The sequence below is a fragment of the Nitratireductor sp. ZSWI3 genome (genome assembly GCF_024655565.1).
Lineage (GTDB): Bacteria > Pseudomonadota > Alphaproteobacteria > Rhizobiales > Rhizobiaceae > Nitratireductor.
This window is the reverse complement of sequence record NZ_JANKOF010000106.1, coordinates 1-16,266: the sequence shown is the minus strand read 5'-3', so window position 1 is coordinate 16,266 and position 16,266 is coordinate 1. Positions and strand designations below refer to the sequence as shown.

Below are 16,266 nucleotides of genomic sequence, written 5' to 3'. Positions count from 1 at the left end.
AGTCGCTACGGGGCTCATCGGCTCGTCTGGTACGAAGAGCATTTCGACATCCGCGACGCGATTCAACGCGAGAAATCGCTCAAGCGCTGGTCGCGGAGTTGGAAGATTGCGCTGATCGAGCGGGAAAATCCCGACTGGAACGAGTTGCTCCGCGGCTGGGGATGGTGAAGGTCCGGTCGGCCATTTTGCGCGGTGGTGCCAATACCGGCGTCCGGCATGGATCCTCGGGTCGGGGCCCGAGGATGACGACTGACAGAAAGTTTCATGTCATTCACCAGCGTGGGCGATTGGTATCACTGTTTCCACCGATCGTCATCCTCGGGCCCCGACCCGAGGATCCATGCCGCAACACTACCGGCGGGCGCCGGCGCGATCGGACGGGTTTTCATTCGCCGGGACCAAAGCGCATCGCCCTGCTTGCCTTTGCTTCGCCGCTATGAAACGAAAGCGACGATGACGACAGGCGACAAACGATATTTCCTCGATGTCCGGCAATCGGCCCGCGGCCTTGCCTGGGAGCATCGCCTCGACCCGCGCGGCGAGAACGTCGCGCTGGCTATCGCGCAGAGCCACGGCATTCCCGAGATCGTAGCGCGCGTTCTGGCGGGCCGCGGGGTCGGTCAGGACGATGCGGAGCGCTTTCTTCTTCCCACCATTCGCGACCTCTTGCCCGATCCGGCGACGCTGACCGACATGGACAAGGCTGCCGGGCGCATCGCCGATGCCGTCAGGCGCGGCGAGAAGGTGGCGGTTTTCGGCGATTACGACGTGGACGGGGCGGCCTCGTCGGCCATGATGAAGCGCTTTCTCGCCCATTATGGCGTCGAGGCGGAGATCTACATTCCCGATCGCATCTTCGAGGGCTACGGGCCCAACCCCGCCGCGATGCGCGAGCTTGCCCGGCGCGGCGCGAGCCTCATCGTCACGGTCGATTGCGGCACCAACAGCGCCGAGGCAATCGAAGCTGCAAATGCGGCCGGCGCCGATGTCGTGGTGCTCGACCATCACCAGGTGGGCGGCGAGCTGCCGCCGGCGGTGGCCACCGTCAATCCCAACCGCGAGGACGATCTGTCGGGGCAGGGGCATCTTTGCGCCGCCGGCGTCGTCTTCCTGGCGCTGGTGCAGACCGTCAAGCACCTGCGCCAGGGAGGAACGGCGAAGGCGCCGCCCGCCCTGCTCGGCATGCTCGACCTCGTCGCGCTGGGCACCGTCTGCGACGTGGTGCCGCTCGTCGGCGTCAACCGCGCCTTCGTCGTCAAGGGGCTTCTCGCCGCGCGGCGGATGGAGACGCCGGGGCTTGCTGCCCTGGCGCGCGTGTCGCGCATCGGCGAGCCGCTCAATCCCTATCACCTCGGGTTCATGATCGGACCGCGCATCAACGCCGGCGGCCGGATCGGCAATGCGGCGCTCGGCAGCAACCTGCTCGCCGGCGACGATCCGGTAGAGGCGGCGAGCATCGCCGAGACCCTCGACCGGCTCAACACCGAGCGCCAGGACATGGAAATGGTAATGCTGGCCGAGGCGCGCGCCGAGGCCGACGCAGAGCTGATGGCGGGCGAGGGGCCCGCGGTCCTGGTCACGGCGAGCGAGCGCTGGCATCCGGGCATCGTCGGGCTGATCGCCTCGCGCCTGAAGGACCACGCCCGGCGGCCGGCCTTTGCCATCGCCTTCGATCCGAACGGCCGGGGCACCGGCTCGGGACGCTCGATCCCCGGCTTCGATCTCGGCAAGCTGGTGCGCGAGGCGGTGGCCGAGGGGCTGCTCGTCAAGGGCGGCGGCCATGCCATGGCGGCCGGCATCACCGTCGAGCGGGCGATGCTCGGCCGGTTACGCGCCTTCTTCGAAGAGCGGGCGGCGGCGGCCGTGATGCGCCTGCGCGACGCGGAGAGCCTCAAGATCGATGCCGCGCTTTCGGCCGAAGGGGCAGGTCTGGCGTTGCTCGACGCGCTGGAGACGGCAGGTCCCTACGGCTCGGGCCATCCGACGCCGGTGCTCGCGCTGCCTCGCCACCGGCTTGCCGATGCGCGCGTCGTCGGCAATGGGCATGTCAAGGCGGAGCTGCGCTCGCAGACCGGCGCGCGGATCGAGGCGATCGCCTTTCGCGCCGCCGAGACGGATCTCGGGACGTTTCTGTTCAACAGCCGGGGAAACACCCTGCACGTGGCGGGGACGCTCGCCGCCAATCACTGGAACGGCAATCGCCGTGTCCAGTTGCGCATCCAGGACGCCGCCGGCGCTTGAAGCTGCCGCCGCGCTCTACTTGAGGACGGTGAGCAGGCGTTCCAGCTCCGCCAGACGGGCCTGCGTGGTCTCGTAGCCGATGGCGATCGCCTCGCCGGCGCGGTGGAACTCCGTCAGGCCGATATTGCCGAGCTTGGGCTGCAGGGCAAGATCCGGTGGGTCGCCCGCCATGCGGGCGCGCGAGATGCGGTCCTGAATGATGTTGAAGGCCTCGACCATCACGCCGGTGATGCCCAGCCGCTGGTCGCGTCCGCGCTGCCCCTTGTCGATCACCAGTTCGCTCTGGCCGTCCTTTTGGTCGGTCTGGAGCGGCATGTCGGCGCTGTGCTTGATCACGGCGGCTCTGCCGAACAGGTCGTAATGCAGGTTGACCGCCATCACCAGAGGCTGCTCGTGGGCGCGGCAGGCGGAGACCGGGACCGGATTGACCAGCGCGCCGTCGACCAGAACACGGCCGTTGCACGTCACCGGCTCGAAGACGCCGGGCAGCGCGTAGGAAGCGCGCATGGCGGTGATCAGCGAGCCGCTCGACAGCCAGATCTCGTGCCCGGTGCGGATCTCGGCCGCCACGCAGACGAAAGGCTTCGGCAGGTCCTCGAAGGTGACGCCCTCCAGATGTTCCTGCATGCGGGCCGTCAGCTTCATGCCGCCAAACAGGCCGCTGCCGCCGAAATTGATGTCGAGGAGACCGAAGATGCGGCGCTTGGTGAGCGAGCGGGCGAACTCTTCCAGTTCATCCAGCTTGCCCGCCAGGTAGCAACCGCCGACCAGCGCGCCGATCGAGGTGCCGGCGATCATGCCGATCGGGATGCCGGCCTCGTCCAGCGCCCGCAGGACGCCGATATGCGCCCAGCCGCGCGCCGCGCCGCCGCCCAATGCCACGGCGATGCCGCGACCCTTGTGCGGTGCGGGCTCGGGCAGTGGGGGCTCGGGAGGGACGACGTCGATCTCCCGGCTTTCCTGCTTCCTGCGTAGAGACGCCCAGTCGAGCATGCTTGTCTCCTAGTCCCAAAGGCATCATGCCCGAGGACGGTATCAATTTGGTGAATGTGTGTCGCGCCAGCGAACCGGACGGTTCAACGCGGCCCTCACCTGAAACGCCTTGCCTCTTTCCTATATTAATTGGGCGTCGCGCGGGTAGAAGTCTATGCTCCGACCGATCAAGAAATACTCCGACCGTTCAAGAAATCGAGACCTCCTTTCGGTCAGCCAGTGGTGCGATCTCAACAGATGGTACCCATCTGCTGAGAAAAAGCGCCCCACCAGATCAGGCCTTGCGGGATAGAGGCTTCATACGACGATCGGTGAGCGCCGCTTTCCCGTCGCGAAGGCTCACCTCACGGTAGAAGCAGCTTTGCCGTCCGGTGTGGCAGGTGGCGCCGTCGCCGGCGACGGTGACGCTGAGATGGACGGCGTCCTGGTCGCAGTCGGTGGTCATCGACACCACGTGCTGGACGTTGCCGGAGGTCTCGCCCTTCTTCCACAGCGTGCTGCGCGAACGCGACCAGTAGTGGGCGATGCCCGTCTCCAGCGTCAGGGCGAGCGATTCGGCGTTCATGTGCGCGACCATCAGCAGCGCGCCCGTCCCGGCGTCGGTGACGACGGCCGTGATCAGGCCGCCGGCATCGAAGCGCGGCGAGAAGACCGCGCCTTCCTCGAGCGCGGCCTTGTCCGACGGAGCGGGAGGGAAGGCGAGCGACGACATCAGCCGTGCTTGTCGCGCAGCATGGTCATGAAGCGGCTCTGCTCCTGCAGATCCTGCTTGAAGACGCCGGTGAAGGTGGTCGTCAGCGTCGTCGAGCCCTGCTTGCGGATGCCGCGCATGGCCATGCACATGTGCTCCGCCTCGATCAGCACCGCCACGCCGCGCGGCTTCAGCACCTCCTGGATGACGCCGGCGATCTGCGCCGTCATCGCTTCCTGGGTCTGCAGCCGGCGGGCGAAGATGTCGACGACGCGGGCGATCTTCGACAGGCCGACGACCTTGCCGTCCGGCAGGTAGGCGACATGCGCCTTGCCGATGACCGGCACCATGTGATGCTCGCAGTGGGAGTGGAACGAGATGTCCTTGATGAGGACCATGTCGTTGTAGCCCTGCACCTCCTCGAAGGTGCGGCCGAGCTCTTCGGCCGGGCACTGGTCGTAGCCGGCGAACATTTCGCGGAAGGCCTTGGCAACGCGCTGCGGCGTCTCCACGAGGCCCTCGCGATTGATGTCGTCGCCCGTCCAGCGTAACAGCGTGCGCACGGCAGCCTCGACTTCCTCCTGCGAGGGGCGATCGGTGATAGGCTTCTCCATAAAGCCTCTCTTCTCCGCGGCGTTCTTGCCCTTTTCGGCATGAGGCGGAAAATTCTTGATAACGGCGTCCATAGAAGGCGTCTCCCGTAGTTCCTGTCTGAGCAGGAACGAGTTGAACGGTTCACGGCCTTATCCAGCGGGTTTTGGAGAATTATTCTCAGCCCGGCCCGACAGCGGCGTGCACGAAACCGGCGCTCAGCGAGGGTTTGCCTCCCCAGTGGTCTGACCGGAACAGATGGTACCCATCTGTTTCGACAAGTCAGCCCGCAGGTTATTGCTCTGGTGGGGCGATTTTTCCCAACAGATGGATACCATCTGTTGGAATCGCACCACTAGGTCGCATCCCTTGTCGCAGGCGCACGGCCCACATTATATAAGTGGCTGGCCAGGGAAGGAAAGGTTGGGGAGCAGTATCCTGACACTTTGCTTGCGGCGATCTGGAAAAAAACATGCTGGACGACGTCTACAACGCAAAAATTCTGGGGTTTGCCGGCAATATCGGCCGGATCGGCCGTCTTTCCGATCCGGACGCCACTGCCAAGGCCCATTCCAAGCTGTGCGGCTCCACCGTGCTGGTCGACCTCAAGATGGACGGGGACACGATCACGGATTTCGCCCATGAGGTGAAGGCCTGTGCGCTCGGCCAGGCCTCGTCCTCCATCATGGCCGCCCATGTGGTGGGGGCCAGGGCCGACGAGCTGCGCCACGTGCGGCAGCAGATGTATGCCATGCTGAAGGAGGACGGCCCGCCGCCCGAGGGCCGCTTCGGGGATCTGAAATATCTGGAGCCGGTGCGCGGCTACAAGGCGCGTCACGCTTCCACGCTGCTGACCTTCGACGCGGTGGTCGACGCCATCGAGCAGATCGAAAGGGCGCGCGCGGGCGCCGCCGCCTGAGACCGTGACGGGAACCATCCGCAGCCGCAATTGGCAGGGCCCGTGGCCGAAGACGCCGGGACGGTTGTTCGGCATTGGCGTGGTGCGTCTCTACCAGCTCACCCTGTCCGGCTTCATCGGCGGCTCGTGCCGCCATTTCCCCACCTGCTCGGAATACACCTATGAGGCGGTTGCCAGGCACGGCCTGTGGGCCGGCGGCTGGATGGGCCTGTTCCGCTTCATGCGCTGCGGACCGGGCGGCACGCACGGGGTCGACCTCGTGCCGGAGACGCTGCAACCGCGGCTGAGATGGTGGGCGCCGTGGCGGTATTGGAGGGTGAATGGCAAAGGAGCGAATAGCGAGTAGCGAATAGCGAGTAGGGAATAGGGGGAATAGGGAAGAGAAGCCCCGCCCACCTCCACTTCAATCTCCATTACTCTCTATTCGCTACTCGCTATTCCCTATTCGCTCTTCTCCACCCCTTTACCCGCCGCCCCGATGCGGCTACATGCCCCCTGCAAACATATCGTCACCACCCGCGTTCGTTGGCGGGACTGGATAGGAGAAGTCTTATGGCCGAGGCCGTTTCCCTGAAATTTCCCGATGGTTCCGTCCGCGACTACGATGCGGCGACGACCGGCGCCGATCTTGCCGGCTCGATCTCCAAGTCGCTCGCCAAGAAGGCGGTCGCCTACACGTTCGACGGCACGCTGCGCGATCTTTCCGATCCCGTCGGCGCCTCCGGCGCGGTGGAGATCGTGACGCGCGAGGATCCGCGCGCGCTGGAGCTCATCCGCCATGACGCGGCCCATGTGCTGGCCGAGGCCGTGCAGGAGCTGTGGCCGGGCACCCAGGTCACCATAGGCCCGGTCATTGAGAACGGCTTCTATTACGACTTCGCGCGCAACGAGCCCTTCACGCCCGAGGATTTCCCGGCGATCGAGAAGAAGATGCGCGAGATCATCGAGCGCAACAGGCCGTTCACCAAGGAAGTCTGGTCGCGCGAGAAGGCGAAAAAGGTCTTTTCCGACAAGGGCGAGAGCTACAAGGTCGAGCTGATCGACGCGATCCCGGAAGACCAGGACCTGAAGATCTACGCCCAGGGCGAGTGGTTCGACCTGTGCCGCGGTCCGCACATGGCCTCGACCGGCCAGATCGGCAAGGCCTTCAAGCTGATGAAGGTGGCCGGCGCCTATTGGCGCGGCGACGCCAACAACCCGATGCTGACGCGCATCTACGGCACCGCCTGGCACACGCAGGAGGAGCTCGACCAGTATCTCCACATGCTGGAAGAGGCGGAAAAGCGCGACCACCGCCGCCTCGGCCGCGAGATGGACCTGTTTCATTTCCAGGAGGAAGGCCCGGGCGTCGTCTTCTGGCATGCCAAGGGCTGGAAGATGTTCCAGAACCTCGTCAGCTACATGCGCCGCAGGCTCGCCACCGACGGCTACCAGGAGGTCAACGCGCCACAGGTGCTCGACAAGAGCCTGTGGGAGACCTCTGGCCACTGGGGCTGGTACAAGGAGAACATGTTCTCCGTCCAGTGTGCCGATCCGGAGGCGGAGGACAAGCGCACCTTCGCGCTGAAGCCGATGAACTGTCCGGGCCATGTGCAGATCTTCAAGCATGGCTTGAAGTCCTACCGGGATCTGCCGATCAGGCTTGCCGAATTCGGCAACGTCCATCGCTACGAGCCGTCCGGCGCCCTGCACGGGCTGATGCGCGTGCGCGGCTTCACGCAGGACGACGCGCACATCTTCTGCACCGAGGATCAGCTTGCCGCCGAGTGCCTCAAGATCAACGACCTGATCCTGTCGACCTATGCCGATTTCGGCTTCGAGGAGATCACCGTCTTCTTCTCCACGCGTCCTGAAAAGCGCGTCGGCTCGGACGCCCTGTGGGATCATGCCGAGGAGATCATGGCGGGGGTGCTGAAGAAGATCGCCGCCTCCGACAACCGCATCAAGACGGCGATCAATCCCGGCGACGGCGCCTTTTACGGGCCGAAGTTCGATTATGTGCTGAAGGACGCCATCGGCCGCGAATGGCAGTGCGGCACGACGCAGATCGACTTCAATCTGCCGGAGCGCTTCGGCGCCTTCTACATCGACCAGGATTCGGAGAAGAAGCAGCCGGTCATGGTGCATCGCGCCATCTGCGGCTCTATGGAGCGGTTCCTGGGCATCCTGATCGAGAATTTCGCCGGCCATTTCCCGCTCTGGTTCGCGCCGGTGCAGGTGGTGGTGGCGACGATCACCTCGGACGCCGACGATTATGCGCTGAAGGTCACCGAACGGCTGCGGCAGGCGGGGCTGTTGGCGGAAGCGGATCTGCGCAACGAGAAGATCAACTACAAGGTCCGTGAGCACTCGCTGGCCAAGGTGCCGGTCATCCTCGTCTGCGGCAAGCGCGAGGCGGAGGAGGGGACGGTGAATATCCGCCGCCTCGGCAGCCGCGACCAGGCGTCGATGTCGCTCGATGCGGTGACGGCGATGCTGGTCGAGGAGGCAACCCCGCCGGACGTGAAGCGCCGCGCGCGAGCCGCGGCGGCGGCCTGAGCTTTTTCACTGCCGGAATCTGTCCCCGCACACCCGTGGGGGCAGATATGGCCGCTCGAAGCCGCCGCTTCCGGCGAGCCGAGCCCTCCGGAATGCGGCTGAACGCTGGGCGGATATCAGTCGGGAAACTGGTTGTTGGCGTCGAGAAGATCGGTGGGCATGAGCTCGACATCCTGGTTGCGGCCCGGGACGACCGAGAAATCGCGCTGGTAGATGCGGTCGCGATTCTTGGCGACGATGGTGTAGCCGCCTTCGGCAAGCACCATCGACGCGTAGGCGCCGACCGTCTCGTAGACGATCTCGCCGGTGTCGGTGAGGATGGACCAGGCCGTATCGGCAATGGCTTCGCCGCCGCGCTCGCGCACCAGCTTGAGCGTCAGGTCGGCGGCCCGGTGCTCCACCGTCGCTTCCGTCAGCTTGCCGGCCTCGACGCGGATGTCGGAGCGGATGACGGCGTTGACCGCGCCGTAATTGGACACCACGTGATAGGTGCCGGCGTTGAGGCGGACGATGCTGCCCGGCTCGACATCGGGAATGATCAGCGCTCCATCGCCGACCGAATCCTCGCCGCCGGCCTCGTAGATCGAAAAGCGCAGCTGGCCGGGCGGGATGCGCACGCCGCCGGACAGCGTCGCGTTGAGCTGCAGGCCGCCGGCATCCAGCACGAGGTCCTCGCGCAACGATCCCTTGCCGACCGTGATGCGCTTGGTGACGCCGGCCCGACCGTAGGCCGCATGCACCAGATAGCTGCCTGGCGCAAGCTCGAAGACGCCGGTGCCGCCGCGCGCCGTCGCCACAAGGGGCAGCTTTTCGTCGGGGCCGGTCTCCGTCCGGAAGACGCGCCAGACCAGGCCGCCCGGGATCTCCTCGCCGCCGTCGGTGAGATGGGCGGCAAGCGTCACCTCGCCGCTCTCGCCGAGGGCCAGGGACCGATCGAGCGAGGCGGGGGCATAGTTGGTGAGACCCGGCAGGCGCAGCCCGTCGACAGCCGTGGACGCGCCCTGCTGGGCCGCCGAGGGCGACACCGACAAGGAAGAACCGGCGATGACTGTCAGGGCAAGACATGCCTGCGGGATACGGCGCATGGTGAACTTGAAGCCCAAGCCGGTGGCAATTTCAAGGCGATTGTGCAATCTCAGGCCGGTCGCGTAGCCAGCGGTGTCGCCAGCCCAAGCGTTCAGCAAGCATTCCACCCCACAGGAGACAGACATTGCATCCATCCGTGCTCGATTTCATGCTCGCGCGCAAATCCGCGCCGATCCAGGACCTGGCGGAGCCGGCGCCTTCCGACGAGGAGATTCGGACGATCCTGACGGCGGCGGCGCGGGTGCCGGATCACGGCCGGCTGACACCCTGGCGTTTCATCCTTTATCGCGGCGATGCCCGGCATGCGATCGGCGAGAAATTGGCGGAGCTGGCGCAGGAGCGCGAAGGGCCGTTGCCCGAGATGCGGCTGGAGAAGGAACGCACCCGCTTCTCGCGTGCGCCGCTCGTCATCGGCGTCGTGTCGGTGCCGAAGAAGAGCCCGACGATCCCCGAATGGGAACTCTTCCTGTCCGGCGGCATGGCGGCAATGAACCTGATGATCGCGGCCAACGCCATGGGCTACGGCACCAACCTGATCACCAACTGGTATTCGAACGATGCCGAGGGGCGGCGCATCCTGGGGCTGGCGCCCGACGAGCGGGTGATCGGCTTCGTCCACATCGGCAGCTTCGACGGGGAGGTGCCGGAGCGCCCGCGCCCCGATGTCGATGCGCTGATCTCGACCTACGAAGGCCCAAGATGAAAGCCTTGCATTCATTCTGATCGGGGTAGGGTACCAGTGGTCTGACCGAAAGAGATGGTACCCTTCCGTTTCGTCAAGTCAGCCCACAAGTTATTGATCTGGTGGGGCGATTTTTCCCAACAGATGGGTACTATCTGTTGGGATCGCACCACTATAGCATTTTGCAGTCAGGTGGAATCACCTGACGTCCGCATAAATGCGGAAAAACAAAGAGATAGAGCGTCCTTTGTGCGTCCAAAAGGACGCACGGCGCTCTAGGAGACATGATGTTCTACGAACCGGAAAAGGGCCACGGGCTCCCGCACGACCCGTTCAAGGCGATCGTCGCGCCGCGGCCGATCGGCTGGATCTCCACCATCGGAGCCGACGGGGTGGCGAATCTTGCCCCCTACTCCTTCTTCAACGCGATCTCGTCGGATCCGCATCTCGTCTGCTTCTCCTCCGAGGGCGCCAAGGACAGCGCGACCTTCGCCGAGGAGAATGGCGAGTTCGTCGTCAACCTTGCTTCCATGGACCTGGCCGAGAAGCTCAATGCCAGCTCCGTCGATGCGCCGCGCGGGATCAGCGAGTTCGCCTATGCGGGGGTGACGGAGGCCCCGTCGAGGCTGGTCGCGCCGCCCCGTGTCGCCGAGTGCCATGCGGCGCTGGAGTGCAAGGTCACCGAGGTGCGGCGGCCGCTCGGCCTCGGCGGGAAGCCGGCCGGCGTGATCGTCGTGACCGGCGAGGTGGTCGGCGTCCATATCGACGAGGCGGTGCTGCGCAACGGCCGGTTCGATGCGGTGGCGGCCGGCAATCTGGCCCGTCTCGGCTATCGGGACTATGCGGCGGTGACGGAGGTCTTCGAGATGATCCGCCCTCGCTGGACACAGGAATGAGCGGCGAGGCAACGCGCCGCGAACCGCCGTAAGACTTTGAATCTGCGCATCGTGCTTTCCGAAAATCGATTCCGATTTTCGGGCCGATGCGCTGGCGCTTGCATGGGCGGTCGGCGAGTGTCACTTTCCACCAGCCGTCGAAGCTTAGGGAGGGAACCATGCGCAGGCTCGTCGTCATCTTCACCGTTGTCATGTCCGTGCTGGCCGGGGCGATCACCTCTGCTCTTGCCGACGGCGCCCTTGTGACCGTCGCCGGCAAGGTCGCTAACACCAATCGCGGCCCGTTCGATCCGTTCACCGACGGGTTCCTGAACTATCACGACAAGACGTTCGAAAAAGCATTCGAGCTCGACGCCCGGGCGCTCGCCGCGCTGCCGCAGCAATCCATCACCGTCGACGCGGATGTCGAGGACTGGCCGGGCGCGATCGCGATGGAGGGGCCTCGGCTCAAGGATGTGCTGGCAGCGGCGGGAGCCGAAGGTGGAACGGTCACGCTCTATGCGCTCGATGGGTTTGGGCTCGAGATGACGCCGGAGAGGCTTACCGCGCAGGATTGGATCCTGGCGAGCAAGGCCGGCGGCAAGCCGCTCGGCATCGGCGGGCATGGGCCGCTGTGGCTCGTCTACGACACGGCCGGCCGCAAGGCGACGGAAGACGAGGAAAAGACCTGGGTCTGGTCGGTCTTCTACATCGCGGTCGAGTAGCGCCTCACGTTTCCCGCCCGCCGCTGCGGGCAAGGACCCGCTCGGCGAGCGCCAGATGCGGCCGGTCATACATGCGCCCGCCGATGTTGACGACGCCTGCATCGCCGGCTTTTGCGAAAGCCTCCACCACCGCGCGCGCCTTTTCGATCTCCTCGGGAGCAGGGGTGAAGGCCGCGTTGATGGCCGGCACCTGCGCCGGATGGATCGCCATCTTGGCGACGAAGCCGTCACGCGCCGCGGTTCGGCAATCCCGCTCGAACGCCTCCATGTCGGAAAAATCCGGAACCACCGTGTCGATGGCAGGAACGCCGGCTGCGGCTGCCGCGAGCAGCGTCATGGAACGGGCGAGGCGGAAAAGGTCGGTGTAGCTCCCGTCTTCGGTGCGTGCGGCCAGCGCGCCGACATCGGCCGAAAGGTCTTCGGCGCCCCAGGTGAGGCCGGCAAGGCGCGGGCTCGCGCCGCGGTAGCTCGCCGCGTTGAGCACGCCCATCGCCGTTTCGGTGATGATCGGCAGGACGCGCGTGGCGCCGTCCTCGATGCCGTGCTCCGCCTCGTGCACGCGCAAGGTGGCGGCAAGGCGGGCGACGTCTGCGCCGCCCTCGGCCTTCGGCAGCATCACGCCGTCGGGGCGCTCGGCCATGACGGCGGAAAGGTCGTCGTCGGTGAGGCCGGTCGTCAGGCCGTTGACGCGGACATAGAGCCTGGCCGCCGTCCTGCCGCGTGCGCCGGCGAGGAACGCGGCCGTCGTGCTGCGCGCCGCCGGCTTGCGGTCGAGGCTGACGGAATCCTCGAGGTCGATGATCAGGACGTCGGCGGCCGAGCCCAGGGCCTTTTCGAGCTTGCGTTCTGAATCTGCGGGAACGAACAGAAGGGAGCGCATCGTCAGGCTTCCGCCTTCCTGACGATCATCGCCTGACGGATGCAGCGGGCCACCAGCTTGTCGTCCTGGTTAAAGGCGCGGTGCTCGAACTCGACGATGCCGCGGTCCGGTTTCGACTTCGATGCGCGCACCGACCTGACCTCGGTCTCGACGCGGATCGTGTCGCCGTGGAAGACCGGATGCGGAAAGCTCGTGTCCGTCATGCCGAGATTGCCGATCGTCGTTCCGAGCGTCGTGTCATGCACCGAGATGCCGATCATCAGGCCAAGCGTGAACAGCGAGTTGACCAGCGGCTTGCCCCACTCGCTCCTGGCGGCGAAGTCGAAATCGATGTGCAGCGGCTGGGGATTGAGCGTCATCACGGAGAACAGCATGTTGTCGCTTTCCGTCACCGTTTTGCGCAGCGCGTGCTGAAACACCTGTCCCGGTTCGAACTGCTGCAGATAAAGACCGGCCATCGCACTCCTCCAATCGACCTCTTGTCCCTTGATAGGCGGGCGCCGGTCGCGCCGCAAGCCGACCGTTATGGTAAACGTTTCCTATACGAATTCCCGCTAGGGTCACAGGATATGGGGCGGGAGCATGGGGCGACGGTGCAGGTGGTTCAGCATTTCCTGAAATGGACCGAGACGGCCAAGGTGAATGAGCGCGCCGCGGCGGCGGCGGCGCTGGCAAGGGCCTATCTCGGGGGGACTCTCACCTTCGAAGACCGCTGCGCGGCGGAAGCGGCGCTGACGGCGCTTCTGGACGATCCCTCGTCCAAGGTGCGGGCGGCGCTGGCGGAAGCGCTGTCGCTCAGCCGGCATGCCCCGGTTCAGGTGGTGGCGGCGCTCGCCGCCGACCAGCCGGACGTGGCGGCGCCTGTTCTGGCGCGCTCGCCCGTCCTTTCCGATACGGACCTGATCGAGCGCGTCGCCGAGGGACGCGAGGCGACGCAGTGCCTTGTGGCTCTGCGTCCGCAGCTCTCCATGGGCGTTTCGGCGGCGATCGCCGAGGTGGGATCCGCGGCCGCGTGCCGGGCGTTGCTCGAGAACGCCGGCGCAGACATCGCCGGCCTGTCCTTCAGGCGGATGGTCGAGCGGCATGGTTCGGATGCCAGCTTGCGCGAGATGCTGATCCGGGATCGGCGGCTGCCGCCCGAGTGCCGGCACATGCTGCTGATCCAGCTTGGCGAGACCCTGCGCGATGCGCCGCTCGTCAAGGCGCTGGTCGGGGCAGCCCGTGCGGAGCGGCTGACGCGCGAGGCCTGCGTGCGGGCGTCGCTGAAGCTGATCGAGACGATCGGGCCGATGGAGCACACCGCGCTCGTCGAGCACCTGCGGCTGCACGGCGACCTGTCCGCCGGTTTCATCGTGCGCATGGTGGCGCATGGCAAGATCGATTTCTTCGGCGCGGTTCTGGTTGCCCTGACCGGTCAGACGGAGGCGCGCATTCGCTCGCTTCTGGCCAATGGCAGGGACGTCGCTGTCGCCGCGCTACTGCAAAAGGCCGGGCTCGGCAGGGAAATGAACATGCCGATCCTCAAGGCGCTCGGCGTTTGGCGTGAGGTGGCGCGCGGCAAGCGGCTGGCCGGCGCGCAGGAAGTTTCATGGCTGATGCTCCACAGCATCGGCGCCACGTCCGGACAGGCCGGGCCGGCGCCGCAGCTTGCGGAGCTCGCCACCCTGCTGCGCGGCATCCATCTCGACGCGCTGCGCGAAAACGCCCGCCTGCAGGCACAGGCGATCGCCGCCGCCTGACGGCACCACAAGTGCTCGGCGGGATCAGATATCCAGCTCTTCGGCGAACTCGGCGTTGTCCTGGATGAAGCGGAAGCGGGCTTCCGGCTTGGTTCCCATCAGCGCGTCGATGGCGTCCTTGGTCGCGTCCTGACCGTCGATCACCGAGACGCGCAACAGGGTGCGCTTCTTCGGGTCCATCGTGGTCTCCTTGAGCTGGCTCGCCATCATCTCGCCGAGGCCCTTGAAGCGACCGATCTCGACCTTGCCACGGCCGGTGAATTCGGTCGCCAGCAGCTCGTCCTTGTGCGCATCGTCGCGCGCATACATGGTCTTGCCGCCCTGGCTGATCCGGTAGAGCGGCGGCACGGCCAGATAGAGATGGCCGTTCTCGATCAGTTGCGGCATCTCCTGATAGAAGAAGGTGATGAGCAGGGAGGCGATGTGCGCCCCGTCGACATCGGCGTCGGTCATGATGATGACGCGGTCGTAGCGCAGGTCGTCCTCGCGGTATTTGGAGCGCGTGCCGCATCCCAGCGCCTGGACGAGGTCCGAGATCTGCTGGTTGGCGGCGAGCTTGCCGGAGCCGGCGCTGGCGACGTTGAGGATCTTGCCGCGCAGCGGCAGGACGGCCTGGCTGGCGCGGTCGCGCGCCTGCTTGGCCGAGCCGCCGGCCGAATCGCCTTCGACGATGAAGATCTCGGCGCCGGCCGCCGCACTCATGGTGCAGTCGGCGAGCTTGCCGGGCAGGCGCAGCTTGCGCACGGCGCTCTTGCGGCTGACTTCGCGTTCCTGGCGGCGGCGCAGGCGCTCGTCGGCGCGGGCCACCACCCAGTCGAGCAGCTTGGACGCCTCCTGGGGATTGTCGGCCAGCCAGTGATCGAACGGGTCGCGAACCGCGTTCTCCACGATGCGCATGGCAGCGGCCGTGGCCAGCTTGTCCTTGGTCTGCCCGACGAATTCCGGCTCCCGAATGAAAACCGAGAGCATGCCGGCGGCCGAGATCATGACGTCTTCGGCGGTGATGATCGATGCGCGCTTGTTGCCGGTGAGGTCGGCATAGCCGCGCAGGCCGCGCAGGAGCGCGTTGCGGAAACCGGATTCATGCGTGCCGCCCTCGGGCGTCGGCACGGTGTTGCAGTAGGAATTCAGCATGGCGTCGCCGCCATACCAGGTGACGGCCCATTCGACCGCGCCGTGGCCCGCGGTCTTCTCGCTGCGGCCGGCGAACACCTCCTTGGTGACCTGGAACTCGCCGCCGAGCGAGGCGGTCAGAAAGTCCTTCAGGCCGCCGGGGAAATGGAAGGTCGCCTTCTGCGGGGTCTCGTCCTTCTCGCCGAGAAGGGAAGGGGCGCAGAACCAGCGGATCTCGACGCCGCCGAACAGATAGGCCTTCGAGCGGGCCATCCGATAAAGGCGCGCCGGCTGGAACTTCGCATCCCTGCCGAAAATATCCGCGTCGGGCTTGAAGCGCACCTTGGTGCCGCGCCGGTTGTGCACCTCGCCCAGCTTTTCGAGGCCGCCCTGCGGCAGGCCGCGCGAAAAGGTCTGCCGGAAAAGCTGGCGGTTGCGGGCGACCTCCACCTCCAGCACTTCCGAGAGGGCGTTGACGACCGAAACGCCGACGCCGTGCAGGCCGCCCGAGGTTTCATAGACCTTGGAGTCGAACTTGCCGCCGGCATGCAGCGTGGTCATGATGATCTCGAGGGCCGACTTGTCCTTGAACTTGGGGTGCGGGTCGACCGGGATGCCGCGGCCATTGTCGGTGACCGCCAGGAAGCCGTCCTCGTCGAGTTCCACCTCGATGAAGGTGGCGTGGCCCGCCACGGCTTCGTCCATCGAATTGTCGATCACCTCGGCAAAGAGATGGTGGAGCGCCTTGTCGTCGGTGCCGCCGATATACATGCCGGGGCGGCGACGCACCGGCTCCAGCCCCTCGAGCACCTCGATGTCGGCGGCGTTGTATCCGTCGCTTCCCGTTTGCGCCGGCGCCGGGCGTGCCGCTGCCGGGCGTGCCTTGCGCTCGACCGCCGGCTCAGGCGCCTTGGCGCGCTCGATATTGTTGGTCAGGCCGGCGAAAAGGTCGTTGTTGTCGTCCATAGGGCGTGTGGCTTCCTGTCCCGCGAATCACCCCGCAGTTTGCCATGGATTCCAAGGCAAAGCGAAGGTCGTTCCGGTTCCGTTCGGATGGTACGGGAGCGCTTTACAGCATTTTGCGGTCGGGTGGAATCACCTGATGCGGGCAGAAATGCGGAAAAGCAGAATGAGAGGGCGCGCGGCCACGCCCGGAGCCGGGTTTTCCACATGAGCGGGCCGCGGCGAAGGTC

15 protein-coding genes and 1 pseudogene are annotated in these 16,266 nt (G+C 66.0%); 9 read left to right on the top strand and 7 right to left on the bottom strand.

The window, feature by feature from the left end:
• Nucleotides 1-168 (top strand): annotated as a pseudogene (locus NUU27_RS22085) (GIY-YIG nuclease family protein); the annotation flags it as partial.
• A 285-nt stretch (nt 169-453) separates the two neighbouring features.
• Nucleotides 454-2,241 (top strand): single-stranded-DNA-specific exonuclease RecJ, encoded by a 1,788-nt coding sequence (gene recJ / locus NUU27_RS22080; protein ID WP_257764463.1) that lies wholly within the window; start codon nt 454-456, stop codon nt 2,239-2,241.
• 15 nt (nt 2,242-2,256) lie between these two features.
• Here recJ and NUU27_RS22075 read toward each other — a convergent pair whose 3' ends face one another.
• The 3 genes from NUU27_RS22075 to folE form a co-directional block, all read right to left on the bottom strand.
• Nucleotides 2,257-3,234 (bottom strand): patatin family protein, encoded by a 978-nt coding sequence (locus NUU27_RS22075; RefSeq protein ID WP_257764462.1) that lies wholly within the window; start codon nt 3,232-3,234, stop codon nt 2,257-2,259.
• 274 nt (nt 3,235-3,508) lie between these two features.
• Entirely contained in the window at nt 3,509-3,946 is a 438-nt protein-coding gene (hisI, locus tag NUU27_RS22070) for a phosphoribosyl-AMP cyclohydrolase (RefSeq protein WP_257764461.1), read from the bottom strand.
• On the bottom strand, nt 3,946-4,611 hold the full coding sequence (folE, locus tag NUU27_RS22065) for a GTP cyclohydrolase I FolE (protein WP_374567903.1): 666 nt from the start codon (nt 4,609-4,611) through the stop codon (nt 3,946-3,948). The genes hisI and folE overlap by 1 nt, the downstream gene beginning before the upstream one ends.
• Nucleotides 4,612-4,988: 377 nt before the next feature.
• On the opposite strand from folE, the gene NUU27_RS22060 reads away from it, so the two are divergent.
• The 3 genes from NUU27_RS22060 to thrS all read left to right on the top strand — a co-directional run bounded on the left by NUU27_RS22060 (nt 4,989) and on the right by thrS (nt 7,973).
• Nucleotides 4,989-5,435 carry an iron-sulfur cluster assembly scaffold protein gene (locus NUU27_RS22060; protein WP_257764459.1) on the top strand — a complete coding sequence of 149 codons (447 nt, stop codon included), beginning with the start codon at nt 4,989-4,991 and terminating at the stop codon, nt 5,433-5,435.
• A 4-nt stretch (nt 5,436-5,439) separates the two neighbouring features.
• Entirely contained in the window at nt 5,440-5,781 is a 342-nt protein-coding gene (gene yidD / locus NUU27_RS22055) for a membrane protein insertion efficiency factor YidD (protein ID WP_257764458.1), read from the top strand.
• A 206-nt stretch (nt 5,782-5,987) separates the two neighbouring features.
• A complete protein-coding gene (gene thrS, locus NUU27_RS22050; RefSeq protein WP_257764457.1) occupies nt 5,988-7,973 on the top strand; it encodes a threonine--tRNA ligase in 1,986 nt (661 codons plus the stop codon).
• Nucleotides 7,974-8,089: 116 nt separating this feature from the next.
• Here thrS and NUU27_RS22045 read toward each other — a convergent pair whose 3' ends face one another.
• Nucleotides 8,090-9,058 (bottom strand): hypothetical protein, encoded by a 969-nt coding sequence (locus NUU27_RS22045; RefSeq protein ID WP_257764464.1) that lies wholly within the window; start codon nt 9,056-9,058, stop codon nt 8,090-8,092.
• 125 nt (nt 9,059-9,183) lie between these two features.
• Here NUU27_RS22045 and NUU27_RS22040 point away from each other — a divergent pair, with 125 nt between their 5' ends.
• From NUU27_RS22040 to NUU27_RS22030, 3 genes are all read left to right on the top strand, one after another.
• Nucleotides 9,184-9,762, top strand: coding sequence for a nitroreductase (locus NUU27_RS22040; protein WP_257764456.1), 579 nt, complete (start codon nt 9,184-9,186; stop codon nt 9,760-9,762).
• A 266-nt stretch (nt 9,763-10,028) separates the two neighbouring features.
• On the top strand, nt 10,029-10,637 hold the full coding sequence (locus tag NUU27_RS22035; RefSeq protein ID WP_257764455.1) for a flavin reductase family protein: 609 nt from the start codon (nt 10,029-10,031) through the stop codon (nt 10,635-10,637).
• A 158-nt stretch (nt 10,638-10,795) separates the two neighbouring features.
• Nucleotides 10,796-11,341, top strand: a complete 546-nt coding sequence (locus tag NUU27_RS22030) for a hypothetical protein (RefSeq protein WP_257764454.1) — start codon at nt 10,796-10,798, stop codon at nt 11,339-11,341.
• Between the two features lie 4 nt (nt 11,342-11,345).
• Here the strand turns inward: NUU27_RS22030 and NUU27_RS22025 are convergent, their stop codons facing one another.
• Together NUU27_RS22025 and NUU27_RS22020 are read right to left on the bottom strand one after the other, a co-directional pair.
• A complete protein-coding gene (locus NUU27_RS22025; protein WP_257764453.1) occupies nt 11,346-12,221 on the bottom strand; it encodes a CoA ester lyase in 876 nt (291 codons plus the stop codon).
• A gap of 2 nt (nt 12,222-12,223) precedes the next feature.
• Entirely contained in the window at nt 12,224-12,679 is a 456-nt protein-coding gene (locus tag NUU27_RS22020) for a MaoC family dehydratase (RefSeq protein WP_257764452.1), read from the bottom strand.
• Between the two features lie 111 nt (nt 12,680-12,790).
• On the opposite strand from NUU27_RS22020, the gene NUU27_RS22015 reads away from it, so the two are divergent.
• A complete protein-coding gene (locus NUU27_RS22015) occupies nt 12,791-13,960 on the top strand; it encodes a DUF2336 domain-containing protein (RefSeq protein ID WP_257764451.1) in 1,170 nt (389 codons plus the stop codon).
• Nucleotides 13,961-13,984: 24 nt separating this feature from the next.
• Here the strand turns inward: NUU27_RS22015 and parE are convergent, their stop codons facing one another.
• Nucleotides 13,985-16,039, bottom strand: coding sequence for a DNA topoisomerase IV subunit B (gene parE, locus NUU27_RS22010; RefSeq protein WP_257764450.1), 2,055 nt, complete (start codon nt 16,037-16,039; stop codon nt 13,985-13,987).
• Between the last annotated feature and the right edge of the window lie 227 nt (nt 16,040-16,266).

What these genes read in the sequence shown, in the direction of transcription:
- recJ (WP_257764463.1), top strand. Translation starts at nt 454, where the DNA reads ATGACGACAGGCGACAAACGATATTTCCTCGATGTCCGGCAATCGGCC.
- NUU27_RS22075 (WP_257764462.1), bottom strand. Translation starts at nt 3,234, where the DNA reads ATGCTCGACTGGGCGTCTCTACGCAGGAAGCAGGAAAGCCGGGAGATC.
- hisI (WP_257764461.1), bottom strand. Translation starts at nt 3,946, where the DNA reads ATGTCGTCGCTCGCCTTCCCTCCCGCTCCGTCGGACAAGGCCGCGCTC.
- folE (WP_374567903.1), bottom strand. Translation starts at nt 4,611, where the DNA reads ATGGACGCCGTTATCAAGAATTTTCCGCCTCATGCCGAAAAGGGCAAG.
- NUU27_RS22060 (WP_257764459.1), top strand. Translation starts at nt 4,989, where the DNA reads ATGCTGGACGACGTCTACAACGCAAAAATTCTGGGGTTTGCCGGCAAT.
- thrS (WP_257764457.1), top strand. Translation starts at nt 5,988, where the DNA reads ATGGCCGAGGCCGTTTCCCTGAAATTTCCCGATGGTTCCGTCCGCGAC.
- NUU27_RS22045 (WP_257764464.1), bottom strand. Translation starts at nt 9,058, where the DNA reads ATGCGCCGTATCCCGCAGGCATGTCTTGCCCTGACAGTCATCGCCGGT.
- NUU27_RS22035 (WP_257764455.1), top strand. Translation starts at nt 10,029, where the DNA reads ATGTTCTACGAACCGGAAAAGGGCCACGGGCTCCCGCACGACCCGTTC.
- NUU27_RS22030 (WP_257764454.1), top strand. Translation starts at nt 10,796, where the DNA reads ATGCGCAGGCTCGTCGTCATCTTCACCGTTGTCATGTCCGTGCTGGCC.
- NUU27_RS22025 (WP_257764453.1), bottom strand. Translation starts at nt 12,221, where the DNA reads ATGCGCTCCCTTCTGTTCGTTCCCGCAGATTCAGAACGCAAGCTCGAA.
- NUU27_RS22020 (WP_257764452.1), bottom strand. Translation starts at nt 12,679, where the DNA reads ATGGCCGGTCTTTATCTGCAGCAGTTCGAACCGGGACAGGTGTTTCAG.
- NUU27_RS22015 (WP_257764451.1), top strand. Translation starts at nt 12,791, where the DNA reads ATGGGGCGGGAGCATGGGGCGACGGTGCAGGTGGTTCAGCATTTCCTG.
- parE (WP_257764450.1), bottom strand. Translation starts at nt 16,039, where the DNA reads ATGGACGACAACAACGACCTTTTCGCCGGCCTGACCAACAATATCGAG.